Annotated in this window: 9 protein-coding genes; all 9 read right to left on the bottom strand. The window is 41.8% G+C overall.

Annotated features, from left to right (window positions below; translation table 11 throughout):
* Window positions 1-569: 569 nt before the first annotated feature.
* Entirely contained in the window at window positions 570-1289 is a 720-nt protein-coding gene (treR, locus tag NSS82_RS17190; protein ID WP_076272598.1) for a trehalose operon repressor, read from the bottom strand.
* Between the two features lie 164 nt (window positions 1290-1453).
* The gene (gene treP, locus NSS82_RS17185; protein WP_076272597.1) at window positions 1454-3424 is read right to left on the bottom strand and encodes a PTS system trehalose-specific EIIBC component; all 1971 of its coding nucleotides are present in this window, start codon (window positions 3422-3424) and stop codon (window positions 1454-1456) included.
* Between the two features lie 50 nt (window positions 3425-3474).
* Window positions 3475-5178 carry an alpha,alpha-phosphotrehalase gene (treC, locus tag NSS82_RS17180; RefSeq protein WP_341109837.1) on the bottom strand — a complete coding sequence of 568 codons (1704 nt, stop codon included), beginning with the start codon at window positions 5176-5178 and terminating at the stop codon, window positions 3475-3477.
* Between the two features lie 384 nt (window positions 5179-5562).
* Window positions 5563-6750, bottom strand: coding sequence for a phosphopentomutase (deoB, locus tag NSS82_RS17175; protein WP_076272595.1), 1188 nt, complete (start codon window positions 6748-6750; stop codon window positions 5563-5565).
* A 20-nt stretch (window positions 6751-6770) separates the two neighbouring features.
* Window positions 6771-7952: a NupC/NupG family nucleoside CNT transporter gene (locus NSS82_RS17170; RefSeq protein ID WP_036677141.1), complete on the bottom strand. Its 1182-nt coding sequence runs from the start codon at window positions 7950-7952 to the stop codon at window positions 6771-6773.
* Between the two features lie 15 nt (window positions 7953-7967).
* Window positions 7968-9272, bottom strand: a complete 1305-nt coding sequence (locus NSS82_RS17165; RefSeq protein ID WP_076272594.1) for a purine/pyrimidine permease — start codon at window positions 9270-9272, stop codon at window positions 7968-7970.
* Between the two features lie 47 nt (window positions 9273-9319).
* Entirely contained in the window at window positions 9320-10027 is a 708-nt protein-coding gene (deoD, locus tag NSS82_RS17160) for a purine-nucleoside phosphorylase (protein WP_036677145.1), read from the bottom strand.
* Between the two features lie 161 nt (window positions 10028-10188).
* A complete protein-coding gene (locus tag NSS82_RS17155; RefSeq protein ID WP_036677148.1) occupies window positions 10189-11622 on the bottom strand; it encodes a helix-turn-helix domain-containing protein in 1434 nt (477 codons plus the stop codon).
* A gap of 119 nt (window positions 11623-11741) precedes the next feature.
* Entirely contained in the window at window positions 11742-12293 is a 552-nt protein-coding gene (locus tag NSS82_RS17150; protein WP_076272593.1) for a biotin transporter BioY, read from the bottom strand.
* Window positions 12294-12500 lie beyond the last annotated feature (207 nt).

Raw genomic sequence — 12500 nt, 5'->3', positions numbered from 1 at the left:
CCAGTTTCACAAATAATGATAATCTTAAAAATACAGCCGGGTATGCAACTCTGCTCTATTAATGCAATAAATAATTTTTACAGAATGCAGGAAATTTCCACCTACTAATTCTGGCATGCAACGTATACCGTATTTGTTGCGACTGGCAACGAAGGTATCGCTGTTTCCATATTCCAACAATATATATGTATAAAGAACATTTAAATAGTGTGGGTTGTCATCACTTTTGTCATATGACAATATGGTATTTAATGGGTTTTACATGAAAAGATAGGGTCGTTAATCATTTATCTGTTCCTATTGAGATTCAACATTCGATCGTCTTACAGAAAAAAACTGCCTCTGAGGGCAGTTTTTTTCTTAATATATCGTTTTTGCGAACGGTGAGAATGAACCTCTAAAGCGCTCTTGAATCGAAAATTTGCACAGTATTGGCTATATAACTCCAACACACCTGATAATGATTGAAATGGATAGAGATTTCATATTTCACAATCGGATTGTATTTTTTTCTCAGGAAACTTTCATAAAAAAAAGGGTATCCCAAACTGGGACACCCTCTGATTAGCTTATCGTCTCACCCTCCGAGCAAAATCCACAAACTGAAATTTATCCAGCCGGTGTCTAGACTCGGTATATTGGTAAAGCACCGTGTTCTCCAAATAAACATAGTTTCGTACTACTACAATATGCGTAAAATTCTTCAAATCGAGCAGTCTATGATCCTCCTCGGTGGAAGGTTCAACAGATATCAGCTTCTTCGCATAACTGATCTTAAGGCCCAATTCCAGCTCCAGATATTCATAGATTGAGCCCTCGGCGATTTCCTCACTCAGGAAGGAAACGATATCCGCACGAAAATAATCCTTATCCAAAATGATCCGTTCACCTTCAATCTCTCTGGCACGAACAACCTTCCAAACCAGAGTTTCAGGTGGAATCTGCAGATGTCTGGCGAGAGCGGAGCCTGCCGGCTCTTGTATCGTCCGCTCTACCAGTGTCCGCGAGGCAGTACCCAGTGTATCGGCCATCTCTTTAAATGAAATCAAACCGGTAACGGGGAAATCCATTCGGGTCATGTCAAGCACAAAGGAGCCTCTTCCCTTAATTTTGTGAATATATCCTTCTCGGAAAAGTAGATTCAGCGCTTTGCGCACGGTCTCTCGTGAAGTGGCGTAAGCTTCGGCGAGTTCACTTTCGGAAGGCAGCTTGGTTCCCGGCAGCAGTTGTCCAGAATGGATTTGGTTGCTGTATTCATTATAAATTTGCAAATATTTATTTTCTCTCAATTTTGATCACCGCCCTTTATTGTATCACGTCATGCCTTTGGAAGCATCGATTCAATTGGAGGGGAATTCATAGCGTTGAACATATAAATTCTTATATTTATAGAAAAACAGCCCCCAAGGGGCTGTCTTTCTATAGTATAAAGTCTTTGCCAATATAGCCTTTATCAACCCTTGAGATGAATAGTCAAGACGCTTGTTTGTTTGGCCGTAGCTGGTCCGGTCTTCTCTTCAATCTTCTCGACCATCTCCTGACCTGCAGGAATGATGATTGGAGTAATCACCGGGTAACCTGCTGCGCGGATAGCTTCCATATCAAATTCTAGTAGAAGCTCGCCTGCCTGCACCTTATCACCAATATTCTTCAGGCTGGTAAAACCGCTACCTTTAAGCGCCACCGTGTTAATTCCAACGTGGATTAATACCTGAACACCGCTGGCATGCTCCAGTATAAGCGCATGTTTGCTCTTAATCACATGAGCTACTGTAGCATCAAAGGGAGCATATACTTTCCCCTCAGAAGGTTCGATTGCAATTCCCTCACCCATTTGCTTTTCAGCAAAGGCAGGATCGGGTACCTGTTCTAGCGATACTGCAGTTCCACTAAGCGGGGAGACAAGCTCCAGAATATTAACTGATTCCTGTGACCCTTGAACTGAATGACGGCTGCTCAATTCCTCTGGTTCGCTCGTAGTACTAGAAGCCTCTGTAGCTGTGTTCTTTTCGGAACGACCCACTACAGAACGTCCGTACAATACTGTGGCGGCAAATGGCACAACGAGAACAATAACCATACCTATAAAGAATACGCCCCACTGGTTCGGGAAAATCGAAAGGAAACCGGGAATTCCCCCTACGCCAATGGATGAAGCGCGAACCTGGTTAACGGTAAGGAGCATACCGGCAATTGCTGAGCCGATCATCCCGAAGATGAAAGGGTAGCGATAGCGGATATTCACCCCAAAGATTGCCGGTTCAGTCACGCCGAGGAATGCAGAGACGGAAGACGTAGCTGCCAAACCTTTTGCCTTTTGTTCTCTAACAACGAACATCATCGCCAGTGCCGCAGCGCCTTGTGCAATATTGGAGAGCGCCAGCATCGGCCAGAGGAAGGTGCCCCCCTCACTGCCGATGAGCTGTACATCGACTGCCAGGAAAGTATGATGCATCCCAGTGATGACCAGAAGTGCATAGAATCCACCATAGATCAAACCACCAAGGAGCGCAAAATGATCAAATACATAGATCAAACCCGAGGTGATAGCATTGGCAATGGCGAACGTAACCGGTCCGATAATGGTGAAGGCCAGAAAACCTGTAACCAGCAGGGTCACTGGAGCAACGACCAGTAGTTTAATGGAATCAAGCACCCGACGGTTGAGGAACTTCTCCAGTCTAGCCAGAATATAGGCCGAAACCAGTACAGGCAATACTTGCCCCTGATAACCGATCTTCTCCAAATGCCAGCCGAACAAATTCCAGGTCGGAACGGTTCCCTCAGTTGAAGCACTTGCATAACTGTAGGCACTTAATAGATCCGGGTGTACGAGAATGAGACCTAGCACGATCCCGAGCAGAGGACTGCCCCCGAAACGTGTAACAGCTGCCCAACCGATAAGTGCTGGTAAAAAGGTGAAGGCTGTGCTGGCAATCGTGTTAATAATCGCAGCAATGTCTTTCCATGCAGGATAGACATCTACCAATGACTTACTATCAAAAAAGATACCAGGTCCGGTCAAAATATTATTAATCCCAAGCAGCAAACCTGCGGTTACGATGGCCGGAAGAATCGGAATAAAAATATCAGCCAGTGTTTTGATCGCCCGCTGCAGTGGATTCTGTTTCCGTGCTGCCGCTGATTTCACGTCATCCTTGGAAGAGCGGGCACCACCAGTGATCTGAATCATTTCATCGTATACTTTATCTACAGTTCCTGGTCCGATAACGATCTGGAACTGCCCCTGCGTAGAGAATTGTCCTTTTACGAGTTCGTTACGGTCCAGGGCTTCCGAATCCACCTTGTTCTCGTCATACAGCGAGAATCTCAGCCGGGTTACACAATGCGTCGCAACTTCAATATTCTCCTTGCCCCCAACCGCCCGTACAATATCTTCAACATTTTTGCGGTCTATAGCCATATCTTCACTCCTTACAAAATTGATGTGTGCTCCTTCTTAAGTACACCTCGTTAGCGGACTAACCACATGTAGGAAGCATAAGGACTAAGCTGAAGCTTTTGTGTTAATTTAGGTGCATCTGCTGTATTCCCAATCAGAAGCTCGTCCTTACCACTTGGCGACAATTCAGACCAGTGATTATCTTCAAAGCGGAAAGAGATCTCTTTACTACTGAAGTTCGAGACCACAACAAGTGTCTCTTCATCGCCTGTTCTGGCGTATGCGAATACTTCGGGATGACCTTCATCGAGTCTCTTGAAAATACCTTCTATAAATATTTCATATTCCTTGCGTAGTGCAATCAGTTTACGGTAATGGTGGAAGATGTAACCAGGATTTTCCAGCTCCTTCTGCACATTGATGTTTGGATACCGCTCATCTACCTTCAACCATGGAGTACCAGTGGTAAATCCGGCATTCCGGCTGTCATCCCACTGCATCGGCGTACGTGAATTGTCCCGCGAACGTTCTTGGAGAATGCTGAGAGCAACCTCCGGGCTTTTCCCCTGTTCACACAGAATGCGGTACATATTTAGTGACTCAATGTCGCGGAACTCATCGATGCTTTTCCATACCGGATTCGGCATACCGATTTCTTCCCCTTGATATACATAAGGTGTTCCCTGAAGGCCATGCAGAGTTGTCGCGAGCAGCTTGGCGCTTTCCACACGGTAAACCTTATCATCAGTGAATCTGGAAAGGGCACGTGGTTGATCATGATTGTTAAAAAATAGTGCGTTCCAGCCTCCGCCTTTCTGCATTCCAGTCTGCCACTGCGAGAACAACCGTTTCATTGCCTCGAAATCATAAGGCATCAGTTCCCACTTCTGTCCATTCGGATAGTCGACTTTTAAATGATGAAAATTGAAGGTCATGGAAAATTCCCGCTCTTCGGGACTTGAGTACCGGATACAATGCTCCAGTGTAGTTGAGGACATCTCTCCTACAGTCACCATCTCAAACGGACCAAACACCTCTTTATACATTGCTTTGATGTATTCATGGACCTGTGGACCGTCAGTATAGAATTTACGTCCATCCCCCGGTGGAACACTCCCGTCATCGTTAGGGAAGCGCTGATCTTTGGAGATTAAATTAATTACATCCATGCGGAAGCCGTCGACACCCTTTTTAGCCCAGAATAACATCATATCATTCACTGCTCTACGTACCTTCTCATTCTCCCAATTCAGATCCGCCTGGGTTTTATCGAAGAGAGTAAGATAATATTGTCCCGAAGTTTCGTCGAACTGCCAGGCAGGACCCCCGAACTTCGACTGCCAGTTGTTGGGTAAGCCCCCGTCCGGAGCCGGATCCTTCCAGATATAGTAATCACGGTAAGGGTTGTTCCTGCTTGAAATGGACTGTTTGAACCACTCATGTTCAGTCGAAGTATGGTTAACCACGATATCGATCATTAGCTTCATTTCGCGTCTATGCAATTCCTGTACTAGCTCGTCAAAATCCTCCATCGTACCGAAATCCGGGTTGATATTTTCATAATCTGCTACATCGTAACCGTTATCATGTTGCGGCGAAACATAAACCGGCTGTAACCAGACAATATCGATTCCAAGCTTCTGCAAATAATCTAATTTCTCAATAAGTCCTTTAATATCTCCTGTTCCGTTGCCTGTAGTGTCCTTAAAGCTCTTCGGGTACACCTGATACACCGTGGAGCGGCGCCACCATTCCGAATACTGGGACTGACTCAAGTTGAACACCTCCAAAAAGAATTCTTTATTTCAACCATTAAACCTGTATATACAAGTTCAAACACTTCACACAGTTTAAACCTGTATATACAGGTTGTCAACACTATTACTATCGAAGGAGTGGCATGAGTAGAAACTAGATTATTTATAACGTTGTATTAGAATGCGATTCATCGAAAAAAGGATTAACGACAGGTGGCTATAAAATTAACCCCTTTAATAATTGATTATTACCCTAATAATTGATCCGTAATAACAAAAAAAGCCGCTTACTCGGCAGCTTTTTAGATACGAAGATGTGTAGATAAAAAAACAAACAGGATACCATTTACTAATACAAGTTAGGTACCCTGTTTCTATTCAAAGTGTCTATTCAAATTAAGTTTATTTAAGCTCCTGTAGGAGACTCTGACCAAATTGGGGCATGGTCACAACAAAGTTATCAGCAACTGTTGCTCCAATATCCGAAAAAGTCTTCGATATAGGCAGCTCCCCTTGTCGATTGAAACTCTTACTGTAGAGGAGTAAAGGAACATATTCACGGGTGTGATCCGTGCCCGCATGAATGGGATCATTCCCATGGTCTGCCGTAATTATAAGAAGATCATCTTCACATAGCTCCGCTAGAACTTCATGTAATCGATCGTCAAATTCTTCTAGCGCTTTCCCATACCCGATCGGATCTCTACGATGGCCATAAAGTGCATCAAAATCAACAAGATTCAAGAAACTAAGTCCTGTAAAATCAGTATGAAGGGTCTCCATGAGTTTATCCATGCCATCCATATTAGACACTGTACGCAAAGACTTGGTGACACCCTCCCCATCGTATATATCTGAGATCTTGCCAATCGCTAGTACATCGAACCCGGCATCCTTGAGCTCATTCATCACGGTTCTTCCATAAGGCTTCAAGGCATAATCATGACGGTTCGATGTTCTTTTGAAATTTCCGGGCTGCCCGAGGAATGGTCTAGCAATCACTCTGCCTAGCATGTACTCCTCACGTAAAGTAATCTCTCTGGCAATCTCGCAGATTTGATACAGTTCTTCTAAAGGAATAACCTCTTCATGAGCCGCAATCTGAATCACGGAATCTGCTGAAGTATAGACAATGAGTGCACCTGTGTTCATATGCTCTTGTCCAAGCTCATCGAGAATAGCTGTGCCACTAGCGGGTTTATTCCCAATCACCTTTCGTCCTGTTCTTTCTTCTAATTCATTAATTAATTCATAAGGAAATCCTTCAGGAAACACTTTGAAAGGAACGTCAATTCGTAGGCCCATGATTTCCCAGTGACCTGTCATCGTATCCTTTCCATTAGAAGCTTCCTGCATTTTGGTCCAATAAGCTAAAGGGCGCTCTACTTTGGGAACTCCGGGTATTGGGTCAATATGACTTAACCCTAGCTTGGATAACGCAGGAACATGTAGCCCATTCATTTTTTCTGCAATATGCCGTAATGTATGTGATCCTGCATCCCCAAACTTTTCAGCATCTGGAGCTTCACCAATGCCTACAGAATCCATAACGATGACGAAAATCCGCTTAAACCGGGGTGTTTGTTTCATGTTAATACTCCTTGCTTCAACTAGAATATGATACCGATAATCAAAGCTGATAAAACGCTTACAAGTGTGGCGCCAAATAACAGCTTTAATCCAAATCGTGCGACGATATTCCCTTGCTTTTCATTCAATCCCTTCACTGCACCCACAATGGTACCAATCGACCCAAAGTTAGCAAATGAGATTAGAAAAACGGAGACAATGGCTGTAGTACGGCCACTTAAACCTTCTTGAATCTTAACAAAGTCAAGCATAGCAACGAATTCATTCGCAACAAGCTTTGTCGCCATAATACTACCGGCCTCAACAGCTTCATGCCATGGCACACCGATAAGAAAGGCGATGGGTGCAAAGACGTAGCCTAACACTCCTTGGAACGAGATTCCGAATATGCCACTGAAGACCCCGTTAATCAAAGCAATGATTCCCACAAAACCAACTAACATTACCCCAACTACTATGGCTACTTTAAAGCCATCCATAATATATTCGCCCAGCATTTCAAAAAACGTTTGTTTTTCTTCTACCTGAACTTCAACAATATCTTCTTCAGGTGTAACTTCATACGGATTAATGATGGATGAAATGATAAATCCGCCAAATAGGTTTAATATCAATGCAGCTACTACATACCGAGGTTCTAGCATCGTCATATAGGAACCAACGATTGACATGGAAACCGTAGACATTGCAGACGCACATAATGTATACAAGCGATGTTTCGGCAATAGTCCAAGTTGGTTTTTCACTGAAATAAACACTTCATTTTGTCCGACAATTGCGGCTGCAACTGCATTATAAGATTCCAATTTACCCATGCCATTTATTTTACTCAGTACCAGTCCAATATACTTTATAATGAATGGCAGTATTTTGTAATGTTGCAAAATCCCTATCAATGCTGACATAAAAACAATGGGCATCAAAACATAAAGGAAAAATGTATGCGCCCCTTCATTTGCAATCCCGCCAAACACAAAGTCAGTACCTTCATTGGCGTATCCAAGTAATTTTGCAAAACTATCAGCAAACCCTTTAATCAAAAATTCTCCAATGCTCGTTTTTAGGATAATTAATCCCAAACCTATCTGAATAGCAATCATTACAATGATTGGACGATATTTAATCTTTTTCTTATTGTTACTTCCTAGCCATGCCAGTAATAGAACAATAACCAGACCAGCAATAGAAATTAGATAATGCATTTTTAGCCCTCCAAATTATCGGTTAATTTTCTTGGAATCCTCATATCGGAATGCATCTTTCCACATTAACCCTTGTTCCAAAATAATCGCTAACAGGCTTCCGCATATTAATCCATTATTTAAAATGGCTATCACGATCGGAGATAAATGGGCCGTAGCTGATGCAGGAATAAACATTAAACCTACACCCACTAAAAGGGAAAGCCCACTGACAATAAATGTTCGCTCTTCATGAATAACCTTTTTCAATTCCTTTAGCGCTAGTCCGACCATCTTCACAAAAATGACGAAGGTAACAGAATAGCCTATGGGAGCTGGAATCGCAGATATGAAATTCATCATAGGCGGAAACAAGGATATTGAGATCACTAAGCTGCAGCCTATTAAAAATGATTTGCGCTCCCTCATCCCTGTTTGCTCAACATATCCCGCCGCTCCCGAAATAGGGACTGAGCCGATCGCTCCTAAACCACCACTAATAAGATGCGTAATTCCAGAAGTAAACCCGGCGCGCAAATAACGACGATGATCCCCTTGCTTGGGTTTCATAACGGTCTCCATCAAACGGATGGATGCCACTGCATTGGTTATTAATAATAGGGTTAGTAAAAATGCAGTAGTAATTGTCCCGGCATCGAATCGGGGTTTTCCAAATGGGAATATTTCCGGCAGCTTAAATAGAGTATCCGCACGAGAAACCGCCGGCATACTACCGCAGATTATAAATAATAGGCAGCCTATCACTATACTGAAAATTATTGAAAACTGGCTGAGTAATACAAAGCGGCTGTTGCCTAACCAAAAGGTAATGCAGACCACAATCACACTAAGGATGAATACTTTAACATCTAACATGGTGTGGGATATGGTAATCCCCATCATCCCTTTCATAAAAGATCCGCTTAATTGAAAGATCAATAAAAGTAAATAAATAAAGGTGATGGTGGGAGTAAATAGACGAGCGATTTTATCCATTAGCTTAAATGCTGAAATTAGGATAAATAACACTCCGCTAATGATCATCGCTCCACTTAAAGCCTGTAAAGCGCCGTTGTTAGAGGAATAGAGTCCCCCCACTAAACTCGCGTAAATGGTAAAAATGCTCCACCATAACCCTGCCGGACCTTCATGAATAGGGAATTTATGACCCATCAGGCCTTGTAAAAATCCAGCTATTGCTACAGTAATCATGGTGCTCTGAATGAGTCCGGAAGTCTCTATGGGTGTTAAGTTATATAAATCTGCGATAGCAATGGGTGCAGCAATTGCACCAGCGATCATAAAAATCATCCACTGCAATCCTGACAGTATTACCTTCATTTCTTTCTCACTCTCTTTTCTAACAACACTACACTCTTATCAATAAATCAGCCTTCAATGACTGTGTTAAGAGCTACTTCGACCATTTCATAAAAGGATTGTTCACTTTCTTTATGAGTTAGGTGTTCCTGTCTTAACAATTGACTGCCGACGGTCAAAATCGATAAAGCTTTTACACCATATTTAGCGGCTAAAGTGTATAGGGCGGTACTTTCCATTTCTACAGCTAATACACCGAAATCCATAAACTTGTGAAGCCGATCTAAATTTTCACGATAAAATTCATCAGAATTATAGATGTTACCAACAAACACATTGGCATTTTTAGCTTGTGCTTGTTGATATGCTTTCATTAGCAATGAGAAATCTGCCGTTGGTGCAAAATTACAGCCATGAAAGATCTTTTCCGTCATATTACTGTCTGAAGATACTGCTTGGGCTAATATAATATCGCGGATATTGATTTCTTCCTGCATCGCGCCACATGTACCAATGCGAATCAATTTCTTAACTTCATAATCGACGATCAATTCTGTCGCGTAGATACTCATCGATGGATTTCCCATCCCTGTCCCCTGAACCGACACAGGCACACCCTTGTATAATCCAGTGTATCCATACATCCCTCTTACTTCGTTATAACAATAAGCCTCCTCTAAAAAGTGTTCTGCCACAAACTTTGCACGCAAGGGATCTCCTGGGAGCAAAACGAGCTCTGCTATTTCTCCCTTATTTGCACCTAAATGCCTACTCATAGTTCTTCCTCCAACTTTTAATAGTAAACTGAGGTTTACCGAAATCGCTTTCCACTTGCCTTCAAGTAAAATCAGTTTCGAAACTAGATTGAGCATAAGGTTTTTTAACATTACAAACTAGACCAAAAACTTACGGAGCTTACGGAAAATAATTGGTCAAATTATAAAAGCAGTTCTTTACGAATGTTGTCTAAGTCTCTTTTAGAGGGGATCGTAGAAATAATAACAACAGGCACTGTCTTTAATGCAACCGGGATATTACTAATGACAAGATCGATATTATTTTGCTGCATGATCTCGTCGGTCAGGCCTTTCATTATGGAAGTATTAAGGATCAACTGATCCCCAATTTCTTTTTTTATCAAATCTGCTATGTAATGACGAATTGAAAATTCTTCCCCGATCACTAAAAAAGCCCTCTTACTTTTGTAACGTAAACTCGAGCGGACAATTAAGGTTAGCTTTGTTAAATGAAAGTGATTAAACAAAACAGAAGGGTAAGTTTTATTCCACGTTTGCATACAGGTTTGCAATTCTTGATAAATCTGCTGGCACTCCTTTTGAACATATGTTGTTAAATGACTTGTTGAAATCATCATCCATTCAGGAATGGCATTTTCGATTAATAGCTTGTCAAAGAACCCGTAAATCTCCAAAATAAACCGTTCTTGCATATGCAAGTTCGGGTATACCTTTGCTAATAACATTAGAAGCAGATTCCCCATTTGATATTCTTCTTTATCCTTATGTAATTCTACTTCTTTCATCGGAGTGATCTCTGACCCTTCATAATAATGATATTGGCTGAGACTAACCATGGATTGCATAAAGAATATTTCACTGTTTGGAAATTTAAGGGACAGCTTGTCCTCAAGACGTTTTGCAATAGTTTTCACTGGAAAATAAAACATCCCCTTTTCCCAAGGGTAAGCATTTTCGTCGATTTTCACACATTTTCCTTTAGCCACTCTTTCTATAACAATGGCCAACAAAAACGATAATCTCCTTTTGGAATTGATAAAATATACAATGTTATTCTCATTTTCTATATTTGTGATTAACTGATTAATATAAGCAAAATCAACATTCGCAAAGGGCCAGCCTGTAAACTCATACGCATCACAATATAACTTCCAATAAAAATATCGAATATTCATTTCATTCCCTTTGATCATGGGGGTAGAAAAACTAATGCGTAGCTTATAAGCTTTTAGATCATCATTATTTAATTGCACAATCAATTTCTTCAAAGACGAGGTACTCATAAACATGGCTTCGGAGAGCTCCTCCACAGACAGTCGCCCTACATTCGTAAACAAAAAATCCATCAGCCGATAAAAGATGGTTTGTCTGAACATAGAAGAAATCACTTCACTAATCGTACTTCGCCCATCACGTTGAAGAACTATTCCCTTTCCTCTAGAAACCTCAATGGTTACAGTAGATGGTAATTGCTTGCTGATTTCCTCCACCATCTTCCGGATGGTCTTATCAGAGATCCCTAAACTTTTTTCAATTTCCGCTAAGGTAAACCATCTATGTTCCGTATCAAGCAGCGTTAATAGTTGACTAGCTAAATTAAATCCCTTATCCATTTTTCTACACCCACTTCAATTTCGTTTTAATTTTTATAGTATAAACAAATTCGCAACCATAACCCTATTATTTTTCAATAAAAAAACCCGGGTTTTATTTACCCGAGTTTCACATCACATTATATTTGTGTTTTTTCTTCAATAGGGCTAATTGCTTTCAGCTGCATCGTTATGACGGCTGCAATAACGGCTTTGATGATGTCTCCCGGAAGAAAGGCCAACGCTCCGACAAGACCAGCCCAGATCGAAGTATTGGTTATCAATGCCATGACAGGGGCACCAATCAGACTCACTAGTAATACACCGAAGATTATGTTGATACCTACCAGCTTCCAAGTTCGAACCTTCGGCCAGATTTTTTCGGAATACCAGCCAATAAGGCCGGCCGCAATTGGAAAGCTAAATATGTATCCTGCAGAAGGTCCAACTAGCACCGAGATTCCGCCGCGACCGCCGGTCAGTACAGGCAGCCCAATGGCTACTAGTATGATGAAAATAATTAGACTGAGAGCGCCCATCCGTTTCCCCAGAAAACATCCAGCCAACATGACGCCAAGTGTCTGGGCAGTGATCGGAACGGGGATGAAGCCGAGTGGGATGGGCGGTATCATCCCCAACACCGCGATAAGTGCTGCGAATAATGCAGCATAAATAAGTTCTTTTGTCTTCAAAAAAATGACCTCCATTGGATATCAATGATTGTATTCTGGTTAGTAAATACGTCCAGTAAGCTGAATTATAATGGAGATATTCTTTATTGTAAACCATAATATTTTATATGGTTTACAATAGAATAAAATACCATGCTTGAGTTTTTCCTATTGTTATATAGAATTAGAGTATTCAGTCGCAATCGTTGGATGTTAATCTATTCAATG

This window comes from Paenibacillus sp. FSL H7-0735, from assembly GCF_038008505.1.
In the GTDB taxonomy this organism is placed as follows: domain Bacteria; phylum Bacillota; class Bacilli; order Paenibacillales; family Paenibacillaceae; genus Paenibacillus_AQ; species Paenibacillus_AQ odorifer.
The sequence above is the reverse complement of the archived record's forward strand: the minus strand, read 5'-3'. Positions and strand labels throughout refer to the sequence as shown.

Excerpts from the sequence above, each read along its gene's own strand:
- NSS82_RS17155 (WP_036677148.1), bottom strand. The coding sequence starts at position 11,622 with ATGGATAAGGGATTTAATTTAGCTAGTCAACTATTAACGCTGCTTGAT.
- NSS82_RS17170 (WP_036677141.1), bottom strand. The coding sequence starts at position 7,952 with ATGCATTATCTAATTTCTATTGCTGGTCTGGTTATTGTTCTATTACTG.
- deoB (WP_076272595.1), bottom strand. The coding sequence starts at position 6,750 with ATGAAACAAACACCCCGGTTTAAGCGGATTTTCGTCATCGTTATGGAT.
- deoD (WP_036677145.1), bottom strand. The coding sequence starts at position 10,027 with ATGAGTAGGCATTTAGGTGCAAATAAGGGAGAAATAGCAGAGCTCGTT.
- treP (WP_076272597.1), bottom strand. The coding sequence starts at position 3,424 with ATGGCTATAGACCGCAAAAATGTTGAAGATATTGTACGGGCGGTTGGG.
- NSS82_RS17165 (WP_076272594.1), bottom strand. The coding sequence starts at position 9,272 with ATGAAGGTAATACTGTCAGGATTGCAGTGGATGATTTTTATGATCGCT.